The organism is Orrella dioscoreae, assembly GCF_900089455.2.
GTDB lineage: Bacteria > Pseudomonadota > Gammaproteobacteria > Burkholderiales > Burkholderiaceae_B > Orrella > Orrella dioscoreae.
The window spans coordinates 748,190-771,000 of record NZ_LT907988.1; the positions used below are offsets into that span (position 1 = coordinate 748,190).

At 68.2% G+C, this 22,811-nt stretch carries 19 protein-coding genes and 1 tRNA gene; 10 read left to right on the forward strand and 10 right to left on the reverse strand.

Annotation, left to right across the window (positions count from 1 at the left end; translation table 11 throughout):
- Positions 1-12 precede the first annotated feature (12 nt).
- Positions 13-1,164 carry a substrate-binding protein gene (locus ODI_RS03560; RefSeq protein WP_067749601.1) on the reverse strand — a complete coding sequence of 384 codons (1,152 nt, stop codon included), beginning with the start codon at positions 1,162-1,164 and terminating at the stop codon, positions 13-15.
- Positions 1,161-1,583: a cupin domain-containing protein gene (locus ODI_RS03565; protein ID WP_067749603.1), complete on the reverse strand. Its 423-nt coding sequence runs from the start codon at positions 1,581-1,583 to the stop codon at positions 1,161-1,163. The genes ODI_RS03560 and ODI_RS03565 overlap by 4 nt, the downstream gene beginning before the upstream one ends.
- Before the next feature lie 313 nt (positions 1,584-1,896).
- Between ODI_RS03565 and glyA the strand changes: the two genes are divergently transcribed.
- The 5 genes from glyA (at position 1,897) to ODI_RS03590 (ending at position 5,904) form a co-directional block, all read left to right on the forward strand.
- Positions 1,897-3,141 carry a serine hydroxymethyltransferase gene (glyA, locus tag ODI_RS03570; RefSeq protein WP_067749605.1) on the forward strand — a complete coding sequence of 415 codons (1,245 nt, stop codon included), beginning with the start codon at positions 1,897-1,899 and terminating at the stop codon, positions 3,139-3,141.
- A 177-nt stretch (positions 3,142-3,318) separates the two neighbouring features.
- Positions 3,319-3,795, forward strand: coding sequence for a transcriptional regulator NrdR (nrdR, locus tag ODI_RS03575; RefSeq protein WP_067749607.1), 477 nt, complete (start codon positions 3,319-3,321; stop codon positions 3,793-3,795).
- 36 nt (positions 3,796-3,831) lie between these two features.
- The gene (gene ribD, locus ODI_RS03580) at positions 3,832-5,028 is read left to right on the forward strand and encodes a bifunctional diaminohydroxyphosphoribosylaminopyrimidine deaminase/5-amino-6-(5-phosphoribosylamino)uracil reductase RibD (RefSeq protein ID WP_456299557.1); all 1,197 of its coding nucleotides are present in this window, start codon (positions 3,832-3,834) and stop codon (positions 5,026-5,028) included.
- 44 nt (positions 5,029-5,072) lie between these two features.
- Positions 5,073-5,693, forward strand: coding sequence for a riboflavin synthase (locus tag ODI_RS03585; RefSeq protein WP_067749609.1), 621 nt, complete (start codon positions 5,073-5,075; stop codon positions 5,691-5,693).
- Between the two features lie 120 nt (positions 5,694-5,813).
- Positions 5,814-5,904: transfer RNA gene (locus ODI_RS03590), tRNA-Ser, on the forward strand.
- A 772-nt stretch (positions 5,905-6,676) separates the two neighbouring features.
- Here the strand turns inward: ODI_RS03590 and ODI_RS22195 are convergent.
- Positions 6,677-7,000 carry a hypothetical protein gene (locus ODI_RS22195; RefSeq protein ID WP_157929708.1) on the reverse strand — a complete coding sequence of 108 codons (324 nt, stop codon included), beginning with the start codon at positions 6,998-7,000 and terminating at the stop codon, positions 6,677-6,679.
- A gap of 110 nt (positions 7,001-7,110) precedes the next feature.
- A complete protein-coding gene (locus ODI_RS03600; RefSeq protein ID WP_067749613.1) occupies positions 7,111-7,773 on the reverse strand; it encodes a hypothetical protein in 663 nt (220 codons plus the stop codon).
- 706 nt (positions 7,774-8,479) lie between these two features.
- On the opposite strand from ODI_RS03600, the gene ODI_RS03605 reads away from it, so the two are divergent.
- The 4 genes from ODI_RS03605 to ODI_RS03620 all read left to right on the forward strand — a co-directional run bounded on the left by ODI_RS03605 (position 8,480) and on the right by ODI_RS03620 (position 13,174).
- On the forward strand, positions 8,480-8,935 hold the full coding sequence (locus ODI_RS03605) for a hypothetical protein (RefSeq protein WP_067749615.1): 456 nt from the start codon (positions 8,480-8,482) through the stop codon (positions 8,933-8,935).
- Between the two features lie 142 nt (positions 8,936-9,077).
- Positions 9,078-9,572 carry a sigma-70 family RNA polymerase sigma factor gene (locus ODI_RS03610; protein WP_067749617.1) on the forward strand — a complete coding sequence of 165 codons (495 nt, stop codon included), beginning with the start codon at positions 9,078-9,080 and terminating at the stop codon, positions 9,570-9,572.
- 18 nt (positions 9,573-9,590) lie between these two features.
- Positions 9,591-10,571, forward strand: coding sequence for a FecR family protein (locus tag ODI_RS03615; protein ID WP_067749619.1), 981 nt, complete (start codon positions 9,591-9,593; stop codon positions 10,569-10,571).
- A 209-nt stretch (positions 10,572-10,780) separates the two neighbouring features.
- Positions 10,781-13,174 carry a TonB-dependent receptor gene (locus ODI_RS03620; RefSeq protein WP_231968187.1) on the forward strand — a complete coding sequence of 798 codons (2,394 nt, stop codon included), beginning with the start codon at positions 10,781-10,783 and terminating at the stop codon, positions 13,172-13,174.
- Between the two features lie 114 nt (positions 13,175-13,288).
- Here the strand turns inward: ODI_RS03620 and ODI_RS03625 are convergent, their stop codons facing one another.
- Positions 13,289-13,942: a hydrolase gene (locus ODI_RS03625; protein WP_067749621.1), complete on the reverse strand. Its 654-nt coding sequence runs from the start codon at positions 13,940-13,942 to the stop codon at positions 13,289-13,291.
- Between the two features lie 150 nt (positions 13,943-14,092).
- Here ODI_RS03625 and ODI_RS03630 point away from each other — a divergent pair, with 150 nt between their 5' ends.
- Positions 14,093-15,019 carry a LysR family transcriptional regulator gene (locus ODI_RS03630; RefSeq protein WP_067749623.1) on the forward strand — a complete coding sequence of 309 codons (927 nt, stop codon included), beginning with the start codon at positions 14,093-14,095 and terminating at the stop codon, positions 15,017-15,019.
- 33 nt (positions 15,020-15,052) lie between these two features.
- On the opposite strand, the gene ODI_RS03635 is transcribed toward ODI_RS03630, so the two are convergent.
- Genes ODI_RS03635 through ODI_RS03655 form a run of 5 tightly spaced genes read right to left on the reverse strand, consistent with a single transcriptional unit; the run spans position 15,053 to position 22,579 of the window.
- On the reverse strand, positions 15,053-15,991 hold the full coding sequence (locus ODI_RS03635; protein WP_067749625.1) for a LysR substrate-binding domain-containing protein: 939 nt from the start codon (positions 15,989-15,991) through the stop codon (positions 15,053-15,055).
- Positions 15,988-17,205 carry a pyridoxal phosphate-dependent aminotransferase gene (locus ODI_RS03640; RefSeq protein WP_067749626.1) on the reverse strand — a complete coding sequence of 406 codons (1,218 nt, stop codon included), beginning with the start codon at positions 17,203-17,205 and terminating at the stop codon, positions 15,988-15,990. Before ODI_RS03640 ends, ODI_RS03635 begins: the two co-directional genes overlap by 4 nt.
- Positions 17,202-18,821, reverse strand: a complete 1,620-nt coding sequence (locus ODI_RS03645) for a hydantoinase B/oxoprolinase family protein (protein WP_067749628.1) — start codon at positions 18,819-18,821, stop codon at positions 17,202-17,204. The genes ODI_RS03640 and ODI_RS03645 overlap by 4 nt, the downstream gene beginning before the upstream one ends.
- Positions 18,822-18,824: 3 nt before the next feature.
- Positions 18,825-20,900, reverse strand: coding sequence for a hydantoinase/oxoprolinase family protein (locus ODI_RS03650; RefSeq protein ID WP_067749630.1), 2,076 nt, complete (start codon positions 20,898-20,900; stop codon positions 18,825-18,827).
- Positions 20,897-22,579 carry a thiamine pyrophosphate-dependent enzyme gene (locus tag ODI_RS03655; protein WP_067749632.1) on the reverse strand — a complete coding sequence of 561 codons (1,683 nt, stop codon included), beginning with the start codon at positions 22,577-22,579 and terminating at the stop codon, positions 20,897-20,899. Before ODI_RS03655 ends, ODI_RS03650 begins: the two co-directional genes overlap by 4 nt.
- Positions 22,580-22,811 lie beyond the last annotated feature (232 nt).

Genomic DNA, 22,811 nt, shown 5'->3' on the forward strand with positions numbered 1-22,811 from the left:
TGCGGCGCGGGGCTAGCCGCACAGCGTGTCCGCCTGGATGCGGCCGAGCGTCCGGGTGGCGACAAGTTCGCCTGCCTGCACGCGGCCGAGATACAGGGTCTGGTTGGCGGCTCGGCTGGCCGGGTCCAGGGTGACCGGACCCGAGGGGCCGTCCAGGGCGACGCCGGGCAGGCCCTGCAACAGGGCTTCGCGAGACGTGTCCTTGCTGCGTTCGGCCGCGCCGGCGAGGGCGAGTACGGCGTTGTAATGCGCCGTGGCGAAACGCGTGGGCAGGATGGCGGGTGCATGCTGGCGGGCCGCCGCCACGAAACTTGCGGCGGCCTCGGTGCGCAGGCTGGCCACGAAGGGGGTCTGCGTCCAGATGCCTTCGCCCTCGCCGGGTTGCAAGGCGCGCAGTCCGGATTCGCTGAAGCCGACATAGGCGTAGTCGAGTTGGCGCAGCAAGCCGAACTGGCTGGCCTGCTTCAGGAAGTTCAGGCCCCCGGCGCCGGGAAAGGCCTGGACCAGGACCCGTGCGCCGCTGTCGGCGATGCGCCGCAGCGTGGCCGAGAAGTCGGTCGTGCCCAGCGCCAGCAGCTCCTGTCCTGCCACCGGGCTGCCCTGCGCGGACAGCAGCGCGCGGGCGCGGGGAAAGAGTTTCTGGCCCCAGGCAATGTCAGCGCCGAAAAGGTAGAAGGGCTTGTCCGCGCCACCCCCGAGCGCTGCCAGCAGGGCGTCCAGCTCCTGGTTGGGCACGGTGCCCACGTTGAAGAGTTGCGGGCTGCAGGTGGTGCCCTCGAAGCTGGCCGCGTACAGCAAGGGCACCTGGTGACGCTGGTGCACCGCCAGGATGGCGTCGCGGGAGGGGGACAGGATGGGGCCGATGATGGCCGCGACCTTCTGCCGCTGGATCAGCGAGGTGGCGCGTTCCACCGCGGTCTTGGGGTCGGTCTTGTCGTCCTGCCAGGTGACCTCGATGGGGGCGCCCAGCACGCCGCCCGCGGCGTTCAGCCGGGCCACGGCCAGCTCCACGCCCAGGCGGGCCTGGTGGCCGACCACTTCGAGGCCGCCGGAGAAGGGCAGCAGGACGCCCAGGCGCAAGGGCGTGGCCGCCCGGACGCGGCGCATGGGCGCGGCCAGCGCGGCGGCGAGGCTGCCCTGGAGCAGGGCGCGGCGCGAGATCATGCCGTGTCTCCTTGGCGGGAGCGGGGCGCGGGCTTTTCCGCGCCGCTGCCCTTGATTTCGATGATCAGCATGCGCGCTTCCTGGTTGGCGAGGTTGACCGCGACGTGGCCCGCGCCTTGCGTCGTAACGGCCACGTGGGCGACCCGGCCGCGCCGGGAGGTGCGGCGGAATGCCTGCGGATGGGCCTGGCTTTCCCCCACGATGGACGTGGCGGATTCCGGCGCTTCTCCGGGCAGCGGTTCGATGCGCAAGTCAACGTCGGTCAGGGACACGGCGATGTAGTCGCGCAAATGGCGATGCGGCGGGGTGGGGATGCCAGGCAGGAAAACCTCTTCCCAGATGGCGACGTGGTCGTCCTCGAAATGGAGGGTGGCGCCGGAAAACGGGCGCGGCGTGACGGCGGGGGTCTGGTCGGCCATGTGCCTGGAGGGGGAGATATGTGGACTTGGATTAAATATAAACGTCCGATCGTATTTTTATAACTAAGGAGTCCTTATGTCTTTATTTGGGTTGTCTCGCGGGCTTCTGTGGGTTTCCTCTTGGGCCTCCCCTCGGCCGGGGGGGGGGGGCTGGCCTGGTCTGCGTCTTGAGCAGGCTTCATGTTGTCCATGAGTCGGCTTTGCGGTCCGGGGACATGCGCGTGTCTTGCCAACTCAGGTAGGGCGGGCGCCTTGGAGCGCAGGGTAAACTAGCGCATCGACTGACCGCTTTACCCTCATTCCAGGACCCTCCATGTTCGACCGTAACCGCACCATCGACCAGGTAGACCCCGACGTCTGGGCCGCCATCCAGAAAGAAGACGTCCGCCAGGAACAGCACATCGAGCTGATCGCTTCGGAGAACTACGCCAGCCCCGCCGTCATGCAGGCCCAGGGCACGCAGCTCACCAACAAGTACGCCGAAGGCTATCCCGGCAAGCGTTACTACGGCGGTTGCGAGCACGTGGACGTGGTCGAGCAGCTGGCCATCGACCGCCTGAAGCAGCTCTTCGGCGCCGAGGCCGCCAACGTGCAGCCCAACTCTGGCTCGCAGGCCAACCAGGGCGTCTACACGGCCGTGCTGAAGCCGGGCGACAGCGTGCTGGGCATGAGCCTGGCCGAGGGCGGCCACCTGACGCACGGCGCGTCGGTCAACGCGTCGGGCAAGCTGTACAACTTCCACCAGTACGGCCTGGATGCCAATGAAGTCCTGGACTACGACCGCGTCGAGCAACTGGCCAAGGAACACAGCCCCAAGCTGATCGTGGCGGGCGCTTCGGCCTACTCGCTGCACATCGACTTCGCGCGCATGGCCCGCATCGCCCGTGACCACGGCGCGCTGTTCATGGTCGACATCGCCCACTACGCGGGCCTGGTCGCCGGCGGCGCCTACCCCAACCCCGTGCCGCATGCCGACTTCGTCACCTCGACCACGCACAAGTCCCTGCGCGGCCCGCGCGGCGGCGTGATCATGATGAAGGCCGAACACGAAAAGATCGTCAACTCGGCGATCTTCCCCGGCATCCAGGGCGGTCCGCTCATGCACGTCATCGCCGCCAAGGCCGTGGCTTTCAAGGAAGCGCTGGCGCCGGAGTTCAAGGATTACGCCGCCCAGGTCGTCAAGAACGCCAGCGTGCTGGCCGACACCCTGGTCAAGCGTGGCCTGCGCATCGTCTCGGGCCGCACGGAAAGCCACGTCATGCTGGTCGACCTGCGCGCCAAGGGCATCACGGGCAAGGAAGCGGAAGCCGTGCTGGGCGATGCCCACATCACGGTCAACAAGAACGCCATCCCCAACGACCCCGAGAAGCCCTTCGTGACCAGCGGCGTGCGCCTGGGCACCCCGGCCATGACCACCCGCGGCTTCCGTGAAGCCGAGGCCGAGGAAACCGGCAACCTGATCGCCGACGTGCTGGACAATCCGCGCGACGCCGCGACCATCGCGTCGGTGCGCGAGCGCGTCAATGCCCTGACCGCGCGCCTGCCGGTATATCGCTAAGCCCCGCTTGGCGGGGGCCGCGCGGATTTTCTCCGCCGGCCCCTGGGCGCATGCGCCCGTCTCCGCTAGACTACGCGTCATCCTCGGCCGTCCTGGCCGAGGCGCGCCAGGTCTTCCCTGCGCGCGCCGGTATCGCGGCCGGTCACCAAGTCGCGATCGCGACCAGGTTTCCTTCCCATGAAATGTCCATTCTGCGACCACGCCGACACCCAGGTGCTCGATTCGCGCGTCTCCGAAGAGGGCGACACCATTCGCCGCCGCCGCCGCTGCCTGTCCTGTGACCGGCGCTTCACGACCTATGAGCGGGTCGAGCTGGCCATGCCGTCCATCGTCAAGCGCAACGGCAGCCGCAGCGAATACCAGTCCGAGAAGCTGCGTGCCAGCCTGGCGCTGTCGCTGCGCAAGCGCCCGGTCAGCACCGAAGACGTCGACGCCGCCGTGGCCCGCATCGAGGAAGGCCTGCTTACCAGCGGCCAGCGCGAAGTCCCGTCCGCCTACCTGGGCGAGCTGGTCATGGCCGAGCTGAAGAAGATGGACAAGGTCGCCTACGTGCGCTTTGCCTCGGTCTACAAAAGCTTCGAGGACATCGGCGAGTTCGTGGAAGCCATCCGCGAGATGCAGGGGCCGCTGCTGCCCAAGAAGCTGCGCAAGTAAATCCTCGCGGGCGTTGTCCCTGCGCCTGCCGATGGCATGCCGGGGCGGGGCCTGGCGCGGGCATACAATCGTGCCGTGAGCGACACCTCCCTTTCCTTTCCCGACGACACGCACTGGATGCGCCGCGCCCTGGCGCTGGCCGCGGGTGTCCTGTCGTCCACCCGGCCCAACCCGCGCGTGGGCTGCGTCATCGTGCGCGATGGGCAGGTGCTGGGCGAGGGCGCCACGCAGCCCCCTGGCGGGCCGCACGCCGAGATCAGCGCCTTGCGGGATGCCGCCGCGCGCGGCCACGACGTGGCAGGCGCCACGGCCTACGTCACGCTGGAGCCCTGCAGCCACCACGGCCGCACGCCGCCCTGCGCCGATGCGCTGGTGGCCGCGCGGCTGGCGCGCGTGGTCGTCGCCATGGGCGACCCCAACCCGCTGGTCAATGGCCGCGGCCTGCGCATCCTGCGCGAGGCCGGTATCGCGGTGTCGGCGGGACTGTGCCAGGACGAGGCCCTGGCCCTGAACGTGGGTTTCATCGCGCGCATGAGCCGCGGCACGCCCTGGGCGTGGCTGAAGCTGGCGGCGTCGCTGGACGGCCGCGCGGCCTTGCATAACGGCGTCTCGCAATGGATCACCGGCCCCGAGGCACGCGCCGACGGCCACCAGTGGCGCGCGCGCAGTTGCGTGGTGCTGACCGGCATCGGCACGGTGCGCGCCGACGATCCGCTGCTGGACACCCGGCTTGCGCCTACCGCGCACCCGCCGCGCAAGGCCGTCATCGACAGCGGGTTTTCCATTTCCGAGACGGCGCGCCTGTTCGATGGCACGCCGGTGCTGATCTTCGCCGCGCGCGCGGATGCCGGCAAGGCGCAGCGCCTGGCCGCGCGCAACGCCCAGGTGGTGCTGCTGCCGCAGGCCGACGGCCAGCGCGTCGACCTGCCCGCCGTCATGCAATGGCTGGCGGCCGATGGCGTGAACGAGGTGCATGTGGAGGCCGGGCCGATCCTGAGCGGCGCGCTGCTGGCGGCCGACTGCGTGGACGAGCTGCTGTGCTATTCGGCCCCCATGCTGCTGGGCGATGCCGCGCCCATGGCGGCGCTGCCCAGGTTGGACTCCCTGGAAGGCGTGCGCCGCTATGCCTATACCGATGTCCAGCGCGTGGGCGAGGACCTGCGGCTGCGCGCGCACCTGCCCAGCCGCTGGCAGGCCTTGCGCGATCGCGTGGCCTTGAACCTGTCGTCCTGACCGCGCGTCACCGAAACCGAATCTGAATCGAAGGAGTGCTAGTCATGTTCACCGGCATCATCGCCGCCGTCGGCCGCATCGACGAAGTCCAGCCCTTGCAGCAGGGGGCCAGCGACGCAGGCGTGCGCCTGCGCGTGACGGCGGGCAGCCTGCCGCTGGAAGACGTGCGCATCGGCGACTCCATCGCCATCCAGGGCGCCTGCATGACGGTGGTCGAGATGGCGGGCAATCAGTTCGACGTCGAGGTCTCGCGCGAAAGCCTGCGCCTGACGGCCGGCCTGGATGCCATCGGCCCGGTCAACCTGGAGAAGGCGCTGCGCGTGGGCGATTACCTGGGCGGCCACATCGTGTCCGGCCATGTGGATGGCCTGGGCGAGGTCCAGCGCTTCGCGCCGGTGGGCGAGTCGCATGAACTGGTGATCCGTGCGCCGCAGGCGCTGGGCCGCTACCTGGCCTACAAGGGGTCGATCACCGTCAACGGCGTGAGCCTGACCGTGAACCGGGTGGAGGACGTGGCTGAAGGGTGCGACTTCAGCATCAACATCATTCCGCATACGCTGTCGGCGACGACGCTGGGCGCGCTGACGCCTGGCTCGCGCGTGAACCTGGAGATCGACACCATCGCGCGTTATGTGGACCGGATGATGGGGCAGGGCGCGCGCTGAGCAGGCGAGCTGGCGGGGCTGCTGTCGGGCCGCCTCGCGTGGCGGAAAGTTTTGGGCGATTCTGCTAGAATCGCGGATTGCCGTTTTGGCGCCCTGGTTTTTCGGGGGCAAAAACGATCAGGACAGGTGGCCGAGCGGTTGAAGGCGCACGCCTGGAAAGCGTGTATACGTGAATAGCGTATCGGGGGTTCGAATCCCCCTCTGTCCGCCAAGAATTATTGCGCACGTAGTCTCACGTCGCCTCAGAACCCGCACCAGCCTTGGCTGTGCGGGTTTTTCTTTGCCCCACGTTGTCTCAGGATGGCTCACGGCTTTTGCTGGTATTTTTGCTGGTACAAACGACGTTTCGCCGTCACCCGCCCCAGATGCCAGCGGGAGAACACGCGCATCGGCGCGCTCGCCACGCTCACAGACATCCAGTTGCGCCAAGCCAAGCCCGGGGAGAAAGCCTACAAACTTTCCACTGGTGACGCGGTCGCCCGGACGGGCGCGCCCGCAGAGTCCTCAAGCCGGCGCGCGCAATTCCCCCGCCGCGCCGGGCGGCGGAGATTTGCCTGCTCGGCCGCGTCGTGACGGCGCTTGCCGCCTGGGCCTCAGCTTGCCGGTTGGGTCTCTCGTTTTATGCACTCATAGCTGGCGCTGATGTGGTAGAGCTGGTACTTGCCGGTCGGCCCAGTGCTGCCGGCGTCTGAACGCGAATCGATGCCGCGCAAGCGGGCCGTGCCATCGCATAGCTGGCTCGCGCGTGCCTGGCACGGTCCAAGATCGCTGGTGCTGGACGTCGTGCATTGGACCTTGACCAAGGAGGCGGGCGCCACGCTTCCGGCGTCAGAAGATGTCGCACAACCGGCGAGCAGTAAGTAGGTAATTGTGGCTACGCCGTACCGGGGGAGCATCTGCATTTGTTTTCTCATGGGTCTGACTGTGGACGCACGGTGACGCTTCGCGTGGCTAGGCAGAAGGTTCTTGTGACGGCGAGAAGGCTATTTGTCCCGCTTGACGCCAGAAATCAGCATCTGGTGCAGGCTGGTGAAAAGACCCGTTTGCGTCGGCGGCAGGCGCGTGACACGCTCAGAAGCCAGGGCAGGGTTCGGTATATCTGGGTGACCGGGCTTTTTCTCGGGAGGCGCCATCCTTTGCGCCAGGCAATCATAGGAGACGCTACGAGCACTGCCGACTTGCACGTCGATGCAGGAAGGGACTGCCTCGTTATCCGATGGTGCAGGTGTCAAAGTTTGCGCAGCGGCCAATGAGGTCAGGCCGATCCCCAGCACCAGCGCGGTGAGGCGAGCAAGCGTAGCGGACATGGCGGATTCCTCGTAGGAGACGGCTCGCAGAGGGCGCAACCGGGTTTGTAAAATGAGTATAGGCCGGTTGCGCCCAAGCCTGATGACGTGTCTGTGTCAGGCGACTGCCCTTATTGCAGCACGATGGTCAGGCTGCTCGTCTGCTGGCCGTCTGCGCGCACAGCGCCATACGTGGCGTCTTGATACGAGAAGTCTGCGACGGTGCCGCGCGAACCCGGGCCCGCCACAAGGCAGGTGAAACTGACGGACACATTGGCGCGCACGCCAACCGGGAACGACGAAGGCCCGGACCAGTTCACATTGCACCCCACCGCACTGCCGCCTGGCGTATAGGCCCGGCAGTTAAGGGTCGAGGTGCCTGTGCTGGTGCCACCACCCGGGCGCGAGCGCACGTTCACGTCGGCCGAGCATGACGTCGTGAACGTCGGGTTGCTGCTCGTGATGGTGTACGTGCCCGAGGGCGGGTACAGCGATGCGCAGACCGAACTGAACTGCCCGCACAGTGCGAGCGGTTGAACGTCGGCGGTGGGCGTTACCGCAGTTCCAGCCGCTGCAGGTTCCGCAGCGCCCGCGCACACCACTGCCGAAGAGACATCGCCACCCAGGGTCAGGGTGCCCTGGTTCGTGATGTCGACGCCGCCTTTGGCGGCGCAGACCATCTGGCGCAAGCCCTCAACTTCGGGGTCGTCGCTATAAATAGGCGTGGCAGCCGCGGTTCCTACATGCAATGCAAAGGCCGCCGTCAAGGCAACCAAAAGACGAGGCAGGTTCATGCTGATCTCCGATTTCCAGTGCGTTTGGATTGGCTTCGTTTGGCACGGCTCCGGTGGCCTGGAACCGGTCGATATCACCTGACTGCGTGACGGGATCGGGTAACGGGTCCCGATGCCGATTGCAGGCGGCTTCTTGCCGACCAGCGATGGCAAGATGAAACCGCCCGATCGCTAGCCAAACTAGAAAATAGGGGAAAGGTGCGACCTGGGAATGAACAGAATTACGTAGGTTTTGCTTTTCCTGCAGGTACCGGCCGAAGTATCGGCACTCGCGATTTCGTGTGCTGACGTGATCGTTCAATGCAGCGCGAGGTGCGCTGATTCAGAAAATGAAGGCCTTCCTGCAACGGAGCAGGACGTAGAAGGAATGAGAGATTAGCCTCCTCCCTAGCGGCACTACAACCACATTCAGATTGACTGGACCAAGCGTCGTCCGCGGGGCTTTTCTTTCTAGGCAAGCGGCTGCGCGGTCGGCATCGGCCCGACCGACGGCGTCAGAAGCGCCAGCGCACGTGCAGGGAGCCTGCGCGAGCCCTCGGTTGCCGTTGCTGTACTGGTCGCCGTAGCTCAGGCCGACGGTGGCCGATCGCGACACGTCGACGTCGATTTCCTTCAGCGTGAAGGCCTTGTTGACCCGCAAGGGGCAGGAGGGGGGTGGTACCGTCTCCCTCCGATCCACCTGCCCGCGCGTTACAGGAGTTTTGCCATGCGCCGTATTCTCTTTCGTTCGCTGTTCACTGCCGGCCTCACCGTCGCCACGCTCGGTACCGCCCAGGCCGTGCAACTCAGTGCTGAATGCGCAAATCCGCAAGGCACCTTCTTCCATGTGCCTGCGGGCAAGTCCCAGCCCGTGCAGGAGAAGGCCGGCTACGGCAACAGCACCTGGACGCTGGTGTGGGACAGCACCCGGCCCGAGCAGGGCACTGTCCGCCACACATCCGCCGATTCCGCCGAGCCGCCTGGCGAACAGCTCGCCGACGTCATCGATGCCCGGCCTGCCCTGATCACCTTCCTCGTGCCCGACGGGCCGGAGATCATGGTCTATTCCCTTTATCCCACCAAGGGTCTCCTCCTGGCCTCGCTGCACGGCCCCGCCAACGCCCGGGCCGATGCCACCGGCGGCACTTTCATCGCGCGGTGCAAGGTCAGCAACAAGCGTTGAGGTTCAGGCTGGCCCGCGCCGGCGCTTGAACTGGCTGCCAGCCTGGCTCGGGTGGTGCCATGGCACGACGGCCATTGATGAAATGAGAATGATTGGCAATAATCGCGGGTCCGCAATGCTATCCCGATGAGCCCGCTTTCCGATGTCGTCCGTCCCGCCAGCCGAACCGGTATGGCTTGCGCAATACCGCAAGCTTGCGCGGCTTTGGGCGCGTGGTGGCGCCAACCGGCATGATGCCGAGGATGCCGCCCAGGATGCCGCGCTGCGCTGCCTGGAGCGCGCTGGCAGTGCCCTGGAGGACCCTTCGGCCTATCTGCGGCGCAGCGTCGCCAATCGGCTCGTCAGCCTGCATCGCGCGCAGCGCGTGCGCCAGGCGCAAGCCCTGCACGAGTTGGCGGAACCGGAGCACCCGGCTGCCGCCAGCGCCGAGGCGCACTACCAGGCCCGCCAGTTGGCCGAGCGCTTGACCGATGCCTTGTGCGAGCTGCCGCCGGCCTGCCAGGAAGCCTTCCGCCTGCGGCGCTTCGACGGGTTGAGCAACGGCGAGATCGCCGAGCGCCTGGGCGTGTCGCGCAATATGGTGGAACGCCATATGATGCGGGCCATGAGATACCTGCATGATCGCATGGGCAGTTGACGCGCGCGCCTTGACCCGATGACCTCGACCTCCCTTCCGCCCTCGGACGATGCGCGTGATCGCGCCGCCTACTGGTTTGCCCGGCTGCAATCGGGCGAGGCCAGCGCGGGCGAGCGCGCGCAATTCGAGGCGTGGCGGGCGGCCGATCCCGCGCATGTGCGGCAGTACGCCGAGATCGAGGCCTTGTGGCAGGCGGCGGGAACGCTGGATGCGGCGCAGCAGGCCCGGCTGGGCCGGGCGTACCGAGCGCCGTCGCTGCCCAGCCGCCGCCGCTGGCTGGCGCTGGGCGCGGGCATGGGCGCGACGGCTGCCGCGGCGCTGGTGGGGGTGAAGCTCTGGCCCTTGCCCGAGGAATACGCGCGCAGCATCGCGACGGCGCGCGGCGAGCGCCAGGAGCTTTCCCTGCCCGACGGCAGCCTGGTGTCGCTGAACAGCGGCAGCGCCTTGCGGGTGCGGTACGACGCCGGGCAGCGCCGGATCTGGCTGGAGGAGGGCGAGGCGTTCTTTACCGTGACCCGTGACGCTGGCCGGCCCTTCGTTGTCGATGCGGGAACGGGGCGGGTCACGGTGCTGGGCACGCAGTTCAATGTGCGCCGGGAGGGCGATGCCTTCAGCGTCGCCGTCGCCGGCGGCACGGTCCGCGTCGAGCGCGGCCCCTGGTGGAACAGGCAGCGCGCGCTGCTGACGGCGGGCCAGGGTTCCCGTTATGCGGACGCGGCGTCCACCACGCCGGATCTGGACGTGCAGGCCGCCATCGCGTGGCGTGATGGGCGCATCGTCTTTCGCGACACCCCCTTGCCGCAGGCGCTTGCCGAGATGAACCGCTACTTGCCCGACCCGCTGCGGCCGCGTTTCGCCGAGCCCCGGCTTGCGGCGCTGCGCGTGTCGGGCATCTTCGACACGGCCAATCCCAAGGCGCTGCTTGCCGCCTTGCCGCGCATCCTGCCGGTCTCCGTCCAGGCTGGAACGGCCGGCACCGTGGACATCCTGCCGCGCTGAGTCCGCGCCATCCGCGGGGGATCACCTGCGTGTTTTGTTTCAAGTTTCATCTTGTTTCAAATTCGTGGCCGCGATCCATTCAGGACTTGCGACGCGCCAGGCGTCTACAGGACGGGCATGGCCGGCGGCAAGCGCCGACCCTGCTCGTCCCTTTGGCCAAAGGGGTCCATCCCTCTCGTGTGACCGACCCAACCAGGACGACCTTTATCGTGACCTCCTTTTTCCCAGACGCACGTTGGCGCCAGGCGGCGCGGCGTGCCCTGCTGCGCGCGCACCTGACCCTGCCGGCGGCCCTGTGCCTGACGGCGTTCCACAGCCCGGCCATCCATGCGCAGGAAGCTGCCGTCTTCCTCGACATCCCGGCGCAATCCCTCGATGCGGCGCTTATCCAGCTGGGACGCCAGACCGGCCTGCAGGTGTTCTATGCGCCCGAGGCGGTCTCGGGCCTGCGCGCCCCGGCGCTGCAAGGCAGGCTGACCCCCGACCAGGCCCTGGCGCGGCTGCTGGCCGGCCAGCCCGTGGACTATCGGCGCGAAGGCAGGGAGGTCACGCTCAACCGCTCGGACGTCACCCAGCTCAAGCCGGTGACGGTGCTGGGCAACACGCTGCCGCCTGGCGCGGCGCTGCAGCAGGAAGGCGGCGAGGCCGAGGGCTACCGCGTGCGCACGGTGTCGTCGTTGGGCACGCTGGGCGCGATGGATATTCGCGATGCGCCCTATGCGATCACCGTCGTGCCGCGCGACCTGATCACCAACATCCAGGCGCAATCGCCCGATGACGTGTTCCGCATCAACCCCACCACGCAGAGCACGACGCCGCAGATGACCGGTTGGGCACCCATGGTGCGCATCCGCGGCTTCGGCACCTATGACACCGCCGAGGACGGCCTGCGCCGCCCCAACAGTTTCGCCACGTCGATGGAGGACAAGGAGCGCGTCGAAGTGCTGAGCGGCCTGTCCGGCTTCATGTATGGCGCGGCCTCGCCGGGCGGCATGGTGAACTATGTGTACAAGCGTCCCACCCTGGAGCGCCTGAACAGCCTGACCGTGGGCAACTATGGCGGCAGCCAGTACTACGCGCATGGCGATTTCGGCGGTCGTATCGACGCGCAAGGGCGCGCGGGCTATCGCTTGAACGTCGTGCGCCAGGACGGCAGCACGGCCATCGACGACCAGAAGGTCGACCGCACGCTGATCAGCGGCGCCCTGGATTGGCAGTTGACCGACAGGCTGCTGGCCGAGGTCAACGCCAGCTACCACCGCTATCGCACCGAAGGCGCAAGCGCCTATTGGACCTATCGGCCGGGCGTGAGCCGCACGCCGGTGCCGGACGCGAGCAAGCAGTGGTCGCAGCCCTGGATCCGCGACGAATTCGAGAAGACCCGCCTGATGGGCAAGCTGACCTACCAGGCCAGCGACCGCATCACCCTGCGCGGCAGCGTGATGCGGGAATATCACGACCGGCCGGTGCAGGACCACACCATGAACTCGGGCCGCCTGAACGACGAGTACTACCAGATCGCGATCCGTTCCGGCCGCACCAAGAATGAATACCAGGCCGCCACGCTGATGGCGGACATCGATCTCGAGACCGGTCCGCTGTCGCATCGCCTGACCCTGGGTTATTACGGTTATTCGGACAAGAGCTGGGCCACGCCGGACAGTCCCAACACCGGCTGGCTGGGACCGTTCCCGCGCAGTGCGCCCGTGCATCGGCCGGAGCCCGTGTTCCCCGACACCGCGTCGCGGCCGTACTACTCGGGCAAGATGGAGAACCAGAACCTGTTCCTGGGCGACGTGATCGAGTTCGGGGACCAGTGGACGCTGATCGCCGGCGTGAACCACAGCCGGATCCGCACGCGCAGCCTGAACGCGCAGGGCGTTCGCACGCAGCCCGACTACGACCAGCGTCGCAATTCGCCGTCGGTCTCGCTGAGCTACAAGCCGCTGTCCTGGCTGACGACGTACGCGACCTATATCGAAGGCCTGGAGCAGGGCGGCGTGGCGCCCGAAGAGGCGTCCAACCGGGACCAGATCATGGCGCCCATGGTCAGCAAGCAGAAGGAGATCGGGGTCAAGGCCAGCGTGGGCGGCACCTTGCTGACCGCGGCGCTGTTCGATATCGAGAAGGCCTACGAGTTCATCGACGGTGGCAACACCTATACGCAGGATGGCCGCCAGCAGCACCGGGGGCTGGAGCTGACGGCATCGGGCAAGGTGAGCGAGCGCGTCACGGTCTTCGGCGGCCTGACGTGGCTGGATGCCAAGGTCAAGCAGTCGGCGCTTGACGGCAAGATGCCGATGAACGTTTCGCGCACGGTTGCGAAGCTCTACTCGGAATACGCCTTCGCCGAGGTGCCGGGCCTGGCGTTGACCGGCGGTATCTACTACACCGGCAAGCAATGGGCCGACGATGCGAACACCAGCCGCCTGCCCTCGTTCACGACGGCGGACGTCGGCCTGCGCTACGCCACCAAGGTGTCGGGCAAGCCGCTGACCTTGCGGCTGAACGTCAACAACCTGGCCGACCGCAATTACTGGATCAACAGCTATTACGTGGGGCCGCCCCGCAGCGTGGCGTTCTCCGCCCAGATGCAGTTCTGAGCGCCCCGCCCGTCGAGGCCTGCGACAAGGCCCTGGTGCCACGCACCAGGGCCTTGCCATTTTCCTGCCGGCCATCGGTCAGCCTCGTGGCGCCGATGCGCGGGGCAGGCGGCCTCAACCCGCCTTGTTCGGCACCGGCGTATTCAGCAGCTGCTGCTCCCACAGGAAGGCAATGCCGCTGCCGCCGGCGTGCTGCTTGATCACGTCCGTCAGGGCGACGGCCTGCTCGGTGCGGGCCCAGTCGCGCTGCCATTCGGCGGCCACCGCCAGCCAGGTCATCATGTTGGCGCCGGCGGCGATCATGCGCTGGATGGCCACCTGGTGGGCCTCGACCGAGACGGCGCCCGAGGCATCGGTGACAACCGTCACGTCCCAGCCTTCGCCCAGCGCCTGGATCGCCGGCATCGCGACGCAGACTTCGGTCCACAGGCCGGCGATGATCAACTGCTTGCGGCCCGTCGCCTTGACCAGGTCCACCACCTTCTTGTCTTCCCAGGTGTTGATGAGGGTGCGGTCGATGACTTCCTGGCCGGGGAACACCTCGGTGATCTGCGGGAAGAGGTGGCCGCCCTGCGCCGCGATCACGGTGGTCAGGATGGTGGGCACGCCGAAGGCCTTGGCGGCCTTGGCCAGGCCTGCCGTGTTGTTGATCACCATTTGCGGCTCGTGGCTGTTCACGTTCGCGAGCTGGTAGGGCTGGTGGTCGATCAGGACGAGTACGGAGTCTTCGGGGCGAAGCAGCGAATCCAGGCCATTGCGGAAGGTCATTGATGCATCCTTTGTCGATGTTGCGGATGAGGCAGGGGTGCCAGGAGCGCCGCGCCATGCACGGCGGCGTCCCGAGGATTCTGGCATTCCAGTTTGCGCGGCGGTACCGGTATGCCGTGCTACGCTGTGTCGCGAAAACTGGAACGCCAAATGGATATCGAAGACCTGCGGACATTCGTGGAAGTGGCTGATGCGGGCGGCGTGTCGCCGGCCGCGCGCCGGCTGGGCGTGTCCAAGTCCATCGTCAGCAGGCGGCTCGTCAAGCTGGAAGCGGCGCTGGGCGTCCAACTGCTGGCGCGCACCACCCGCGGTGCGGCGTTGACGGAGGCCGGCGCCGTGTTCCGCGACCACGCCGCCCGGGTATGCGCCGAGATCGACGAGGCCAGGGAAACGATCGTGCCCGACGGCGAACTGTGCGGCCGCCTGCGCGTGGCTGCGCCGCTGTCGCTGGGCCCGACGCTCTTCGCGAACATCCTGGCGGAAATGGCGCGGCGGCACCCGCAGCTCCACATCCATACGTCGTACAGCGATCGTTTCGTCGATCTCATCGCGGAAGGTTTCGATTGCGCGATCCGCGTCGGCTACCTGCCGGATTCCAACCTGGTCGCCCGGCGCGTGGCGCCCCTGTACGGCAAGCTGGTCGCCAGTCCGGACTACATCGCGGCGCATGGCGCGCCCGAGACGCCGGACCAGGTCGAGGCGCACCAGGCGGTCACGCAGGGCACCGAAACCTGGCAGTTCATGGATGGCGAGCGCATCGTCTCGGTACGGCCGCAGGGACGCTTCAAGGCCGACAACGGCGCGGCGCTGGCGGCGGCCGCCGCGGCAGGGCTGGGCATTGCCTGGGTGCCGGATCCGGTCACCGATCCCTATGTGGCGGACGGCAGGCTGGTGGCGGTGATGACGCGTTATCCGCCGCCGCCCGCGGGGGTGTATGTCATTCGTCCGCCGGGTGCGCATCCGGCCAGGAAGTTGCGGGTGCTGACCGAGCTGCTGATCGAGTGCCTGGGCGACCCCTCGCGTCCGGCCGAGACGGGCAGCCGGCCCGCGAAGGCGGCCGCGCGCCGCGTCCGCTAGTCCGACGGCGGCGTGCCCGCCGGGGCGTGGCCGTCACACGCAATCGGTATCGAAATCGCAGACGGGTTCCTGGTCCCAGCGCTCGGCCTTGACCCAGCGGCTGAAGGCTTCGATCGTCGCGACCCGTTTGTGCGAGCGCGGCAGCACCAGGTAGAAGCCTGGCATCTGCGCAGGGTCCATGCCGTCCAGCGCGTCCACGCCCAGCGGCGCCACCAGCCGGCCCGCGGCCAGGTCGGCGTGCGCGTGCAGGTCCGAGACCAGGCCCACGCCCATGCCGGCGATGGCGGCGCGCCGCAGCGTCGCGGCGTCCAGCAGTTGCAGGCTGCCGGTCTGCAGGGTGACATCCATGCCCAGGTGCTGCAGGACGGTGTTCCACAGGCCGCGCGCCATGACTGGATGCAGCAGGGTGTGCGTGAGCAGGTCTTCGGGCGCGTGGATGGTCCTGGCCAGCGCGGGCGTGCAGCAGATGATCTTCGGGTCGCGCACCAGCAGCGTGGTGTCCAGGTCCTTCCATTCGCCGAAGCCCCACTGGATCGACACGTCGACCTCGTCGGCGGTGAAGTCCGGCAGCGTCACCATGGTGGTGAGCCGCAGGTCGGCATCGGGCATCTGCTTGGAGAAGCGTTCCAGCCTGGCCATCAGGTAGTGCATGGCGAAGTAGGGGCTGACGTTGATGTTGATGCGCTTGCGGCTGCTGGCGCGCGTCACGCGCTGCACGCCTTCGGTCAGCTCGTCGAAGCCCGCCTGCACGAAGGGCGCGAGCAGGGCCGCCTGGTCGGTGGGTTCGATCAGCCGGCCCCGGCGCCGGAACAGCGTGATCTTCAGGCTTTCCTCCAGCAGCTGGATCTGCTGGCTGACGGCCTGCGGGCTGATCAGCAGCTCCTCGGCGGCCCCGCGGAAACTGCCGTGCCGCATGACGACCCAGAAAGCACGCAGGGCGTTGAGCGGGGGCAGGCGCGGGCTGCGGGTCATCTTCGTGGTGGCCGGGTAAGGGAGGCGACAGCGGTGTCGATGCGGCGGAGTGCCTCGGCAAGCGTAGCATCGGAGGCCGCGGTGGAGATACGGAAGAATGGCGACAGGCCGTAAGCCGTGCCGGGCACCGACGAGACGTGCGCCTGCGCGAGCAGGTGGCGGCTGACGGCGACGTCGTCGGCCAGGGTGTCGCCCTGTGGGGTCGTGGCGCCGATCAACGCCGCGCAGCCGATGTAGGCATAGAACGCGCCTTCGGGCGGCGCCAGGGTGAGCCCGTCGATGCCGGCGATGCCCTGCGCGACCAGGTCGCGCCGGCGCTCGAACGCGGCGCGATACTCGGCGACGCAGTCCTGCGGGCCTTCCAGCGCGGCCTGGGCGGCGATCTGCGCCACGGTGCAGACGGCCGTGCAGGACTGGCTCTGCACCTTGGACATGGCGGCGATGAGCGCGCGCGGCCCGGCCGCATAGCCGATGCGCCAGCCCGTCATGGCATAGGCCTTCGAGACACCGTTGACGATCAGGCTGCGATCGCGCAGGTCGGGGCAGGCCAGGCCGAAGGAGACGAAGGAGCGTCCGTCGAAGATGATGTGCTCGTAGATCTCGTCCGACAGGATGTGCACGTGCGGATGCCGTGCCAGCACGTCGCCCAGCGCCCGCAGCTCGGCCTGGCTGTAGGTGGCGCCCGAGGGGTTGCCGGGCAGGTTCAGGAACAGCCATTTGCTGCGGGGCGTGATGGCGCTTTCCAGGATCTCGGGCGTCAGCCGGAAACCGTGTTCGGCGGCGCAGGCCGGGGTGACGGGGATGCCGCCCAGCAGCTTGACCATCTCGGGGTAGGACACGAAATAGGGCGCGGGCAGGATGACCTCGTCGCCCGGATCCATGGTGGCCATGAGGGCATTGAAGATGACCTGCTTGGCGCCGCCTGCGACCGCGATCTCGTCGATGGCGTAGGCCAGGCCGTTCTCGCGCGCGAACTTGGCGGCCACGGCGTGGCGCAGCGCGGGCGTGCCCGCGGCGGGCGTGTACAGCATACGTGTCTGGCGCGCCGCGTGGAAGGCCGTGTCGATGATGTGCGCGGGCGGCGCGAAGTCGGGCTCGCCCAGGCTGAGGTCGATCACGTCGACCCCGGTGGCCGCCAGTTCCCGGGCGGCCAGCGAGGCCGCCATGGACGCGGACGGCTTGATGGCGGACAGGCGTTGCGCGATCAGGCTCATGACTGGCCCCCGGTCTCGTAGCCGCGCACGCGGTCCTGCGTTCGCGCGTCCTCGGCGCGTCGGGCCGGGTCGCCGAAGCCGCCGCCGCCCGGCAGGTTCAGCACCAGCCGCCGTCCGGCGGGCACGTGCTGCCATCCCTTGGGCCGCAGCAAGGTGCCGTCGTCCAGCGCGACCTTGCCCGGCGCACCGGCAGCGCCGCCGTCGCGGCCGCGCGGCGGCGAGGTGATGCGGTCGAACATGGCCGAGAAGTCGAACTCGTGGCCGTCGGCGGGGGCGATCTCGATGACCTGCCCCAGTCCGCCGCGATAGCGGCCCGCGCCGCCCGAGTCGGGACGCAGCTCCTTGCGCCAGACGACGATGGGGCCGGTGTGCTCGGTCGCCTCGATGGGCATGGTGTGCACGCCCGACGGGAAGGCGGTGGCCGACAGGCCGTCCAGGCCGGGCCGGGCGCCCATGCCGCCGGAGTTGAACATCAGCACCTCGGCGCGGCGGCCTTGCCGGCCCGCGGCGGGACGCACCGAGATGTGCACGTTCCACAGCGCGCCGGCGCCTTCGGCCAGGATCTGGCCGGGCAGGGCCTGGGCCAGCGCGCCCAGCACCAGGTCGGGCACCATGTGGCCGATCACGTGCCGCACCGACACCGGGGCCGGTCGCAGCGCGTTCAGCACGTTGGGTGGCGAGGAGACGTTGAAGAGCGCCAGCGAAGCCGCGTTGTTGGGGATGTCCGGCGCCACGACGCACTTGATCGCATAGCACGCATAGGCCTTGGTATAGATCAGCGGCACGTTGATGCCCCAGCGGCTGGTGGGCGAGGACCCCGTGAAGTCGACGTTCACGCCGTCCTGGGCGATGGTGACCGCGGCAGCCAGCTTGATGGGCTCGTCGTAGCCGTCGGTCATCATGTCGTTGGCCCAGGTGCCTCGCGGCAGCTTGGCGATGCGCGCCAGGGTGGCGGCGTGCGTGCGGGCCAGGATGAAGGCGCCCAGGCTTTCCAGGTCGGGCAGCTTCACCTCGTCCAGCATTTCCATCAGGCGGCGATGGCCCACGTCGTTGCAGGCGGCCAGCGAATAGAAGTCGCCGATCACCTGGTTGGGCTCGCGCACATTGGCGCGCAGGATGCGGATCAGGTCCTGGTTCACGTCGCCGCGCTCGGCGAACTTCATGATGGGGATCTGGATGCCCTCCTCGTACACCGATTTGCCGTCGGCGCCGAAGCCGCGCCCGCCCACGTCCACCACGTGCGCCGTGCAGGCGAAGAAGCCCACCAGCACCTCGCCGCGGAAGGACGGCGTGACCATGGTGATGTCGTGCAGGTGGCCCGTGCCTTTCCAGGGGTCGTTGGTCACGTAGGTGTCGCCGGGATACATGCGCGCCGGCGTGATCTCGTCGATGAAGTGGCGCACCGCCTCGGCCATGGTGTTGACGTGGCCGGGCGTGCCGGTGACCGCCTGGGCCAGCATCTCGCCGCGCGCGTTGTAGACGCCGGCGGAGAGGTCGCCCGCTTCGCGCACGGAGGTCGAGAAGGCGGTGCGCAGGAGCGTGAGCGCCTGCTCCTCGACGACGGAGATCAGGCGGTTCCACATGACCTGCATACGGATTTCGTCTATCTGGCTCATGGCTCAGTGTCCTTTGCGTACGAGCAGCAAGGTGCCGTCGGCTTGCACGACGGCGTCGAAGGGGGAGGTGAGGACGGTGGAGGTTTCGCGTTCGACGATGATGGCCGGACCGCTGACGCGGTCGCCCGCCGACAGCGCGTCGCGTTCGACGATGGCGCTGTCCTGCTCGCTGCCCAGCGCGGGGTCGAAGACCTTGCGGCGGACGCTGGCGCCGACGGGTTTGCCCTGGTCGACGAGAGGCTGGCGCGTGCCTTCGGGATGGATCTCCTGCACCTTGACCGAGAAGGTCACGAACTCGATGGCGGGGCCTTCGACCGCGCGGCCGAAGAATTGCGCATAGCGCTCACGGAAGGCGGCCTCGATCATGGCCTCGTCCGCCGGGCTGAACTCCCGGTCCGGCAGGCTGACCGGGATCTCCCAGCCCTGGCCGGCATAGCGCATGAAGGCGGTGATCTCGCGCCCGACCTCCGCCTGGGTGCCTTCGCGCACGAAGCCTTCGGCGGTGCGTTTCAGGTCCGCCAGCAGGGTGTTCAGGCCGGCGCTGTCGAAGCCGGCCAGGCGGCAGACCTGCGACGCCACGGCCTCGTAGCCGAAAGGCGCCTTGAGGAAGCCGATGGCCGAGCCCACGCCCGCGCCGCGGGGCACCAGGCAGCGATCGATGCCGAGCTTCTCGCACAGGCGCGCGGCGTGCAGGGGCGCCGCGCCGCCGAAGGCGATCATGGTGTTCTCGGCGATGTTCTTGCCGTTCTCGACGGCGTGCACCCGCGCGGCATTGGCCATGTTTTCGTCGACGACGTCGCAGATGCCGAAGGCCGCGCCCTGGGCGTCGAGCTGCAGCGGCTCGCCCACGTCCTTCAGCACCGCCGCGCGGGAGGCGTCGGCGGACAGGCGGATCTTGCCGCCCGCGAAGTTGTCGGGATCGAGCTTGCCCAGCAGCAGGTCGGCGTCGGTGACGCCGGGACGCTGGCCGCCCCGGTCATAGCAGGCCGGACCTGGTTCGGAGCCCGCGGATTCCGGCCCCACCTGGATGCGTCCCAGCGCGTCCACCCAGGCCAGCGAGCCGCCGCCCGCGCCGATCTCGATCATCTCGATGACGGGAATCGAGATGGGCATGCCCGAGCCCTTGCAGAAGCGATAGGTGCGCGCGACCTCGAAGGTGCGTGCCGTCTGGGGCTGGAAACCCTCGATCAGGCAGATCTTGGCGGTGGTGCCGCCCATGTCATAGGACACCACGCGCGCCAGGCCGAAGCGGCGCGCGATGTCGGCGGCGAAGATCGCGCCGCCGGCCGGGCCTGACTCCACGAGACGCACCGGGAACTGCGCGGCCGTGTCCACCGAGATCAGGCCGCCGCCCGAGTGGATCATGTAGACCGGGCAGCGCGCGCCCATTTCCAGGAGACGGCTTTGCAGGCGCTTCAGGTAGCTGGCCATCAGCGGCCGGACATAGGCGTTCGCGCAGACGGTGTTGAAGCGCTCGAACTCGCGCATCTGCGGCGACACCTCGGCCGACAGCGAGATCGGGAGGTCGAGCTGGGCCGCGAGGATGTCGCGGGCGCGCCGCTCGTGCGCGTCGTTCATGTAGGCGTGGATGAAGCCGATGGCCACCGCGCCATAGCCGCCCGCCTTGATGCGTTGGGCGATGGCGGCCAGGCCTTCCTCGTCCAGCGGCTGGAGCACTTCGCCCTGCGCGCTGATGCGGCCCTTCACGGTATAGCGGTCTTCGCGCGGAATCAGCGGCGGCGGCAGCGCGATGCCCAGGTCGTATTGCTCGTAGCGGTTCTCGGTGCGCATCTCGATCACGTCGCGAAAGCCCTCGGTGGTGACGAAGGCCGTGCGCGCGCCGCGCCGCTCGATCAGCGCGTTGGTGGCCAGCGTGGTGCCGTGGATGATCAGGTCCACGTCCGACAGCGCGATGCCGGCGTCCTGCGCCACGATGGCGATGGCGTCGAGGATGCCCTGCTCCGGGGCGGCGTGGTTGGTCAGTACCTTGGTGGAATAGAGCGTGCCGCGCACGTCGAGCGCGACGTCCGTGAAGGTGCCGCCAATGTCGGCGCCCAGGCGTATGTCTTGACCCATCATGAGGTGGTTTCCTTTGCGGCAAGCGCCTGCTGGCGCATCTGGCTCAGCGTCTGGCGAGGGGTGATGGCTTCGGGCGAAATGGCCAGGTCGAGCAGCGCGCCGGTGCGCGAGGCGCGCGCGCGGGCGAAGGCGGCCGCGAACTCGCTGGTGTGCTGCACGCGCTCGGCGTGCAGGCCATAGGCCTGGGCCAGCGTGACGAAGTCCGGGTTGCGCGACATGGTGGTGCCGTGCACCCGCTCGGGATAATGGCGTTCCTGGTGCGCGCGGATGGTGCCGTAGATGCCGTTGTTGATGAGCAGGATGATGGGCTGCGCGTCGGCCTGCAGCGCGGTGGCCAGTTCGGCGCAGTTCATCTGGAAATCCCCGTCGCCGGCAAAGCACACCACGGTGCGCGTCGGATGCACGAGCCTGGCGGCGATGGCGGCGGGCAGGCCGTAGCCCATGGCGCCCGATTGCGGGCCCAGCAGCCGCGCGCGCGGTCCATAGCGGAAGAACTTGCCCGGCCACACGGCGAAATTGCCTGCGCCGTTGGTCAGGATGGCGTCCTCGGGCAGGGTGTCGCGCAGATGGGCGCAGACCTTGCCCATGTCCACGGGCGAAGGCAGGTCGGGCAGGTCGAAGCCCGCTTCATAGGCCTGGCGGGCCGAGGCGCGCCAGTCGGCCCAGCCGCCTTGCACCGGCGCAAGCTCGCCCAGGGCGCGCGCGAAGGCGTTGGGCCCGGCCTGGATGGCCAGCGCGGGCCGGTAGACCTTGCCCAGCTCCAGGTCGCTGGCGTGCACGTGGATGAGCGTTTGCGCAGGTTCCGGCACCGACAGCAGGGTATAGCCTTCGGTGGAGTTCTCGCCGAATCGGTTGTTGATGGCCAGGATCACGTCGGCATCGCGCAGCAGCGTCCTGACGGCGGGGCTCATGCCCACGCCGGCTTCGCCGCAGAACACGGGAGAGTGGTTGTCGAACTGGTCCTGGTAGCGGAACACGGCGACGACGGGGATGTCGGAGGCCTCGGCGAACCGCTGGATGGGCGCGGTGCCCTGGTCTTCCCAGTTGCAGCCGCCCAGCAGGATGACCGGCCTGCGCGCGGTCGTCAGATAGGCGCGCAGCGCCCGCAACGGGCGTTCCGCCGGCGCGGGCTCATGCACCTGCACGGGGCCGCGCAGCGGTTCCACCGTGGTGCGCGCGGTCAGCATGTCCTCGGGCAGGGCGATGACTACCGGTCCGGGCCGGCCCGACACGGCCATGGTCCATGCCCGCGACAGGATCTCGGGAATGCGGTCGACGTCGTCGATCTCGACCGCCCATTTGGCCAGCGCGCCGAAAGCCGCGCGATAGTCGACCTCCTGGAAGGCCTCGCGGCCCTTCATGTCGGTGCCGACCTGGCCCACGAACAGAAGCATGGGCGCGCTGTCCTGCAGGGCCGTGTGCACGCCGATCGAGGCGTTGGTGGCGCCGGGCCCGCGCGTGACGAAACAGATGCCCGGCCTGCGGGTGAGCTTGCCGTAGGCCGCCGCCATGAAGGCGGCGCCTCCTTCGTTGCGGCACAGGACATAGTCCAGTTTCCCCGCCGTGTCGTGCAGTGCGTCCAGCACGGCCAGGTAGCTTTCCCCTGGCACGCCGAAGCTCTTGGTCGCGCCCAGTGCAAGCAGGCTGTCGACCAATAGTTTTCCCCCGTTTCTATGCATGGTGTTCCCTATCGTGATGTCGGGTTTGCATCGCGCGACCCGCCGTCGGCGCCGTGCGCAGGGCAGGTCTTGCAGCCAGTGATCATGCGCTTGGGGCGTGACGGTTGAAAACCAAGAAATTGCGTTTTTGAACAAGTATTACTTGTTTGATGTGCCGCGAAATCGGCGCAAGAATTTGCATGCCTGTGGCGTGTTTGCTGCATCGCCGCAAACGCTGTCCGGACAGGCAGGT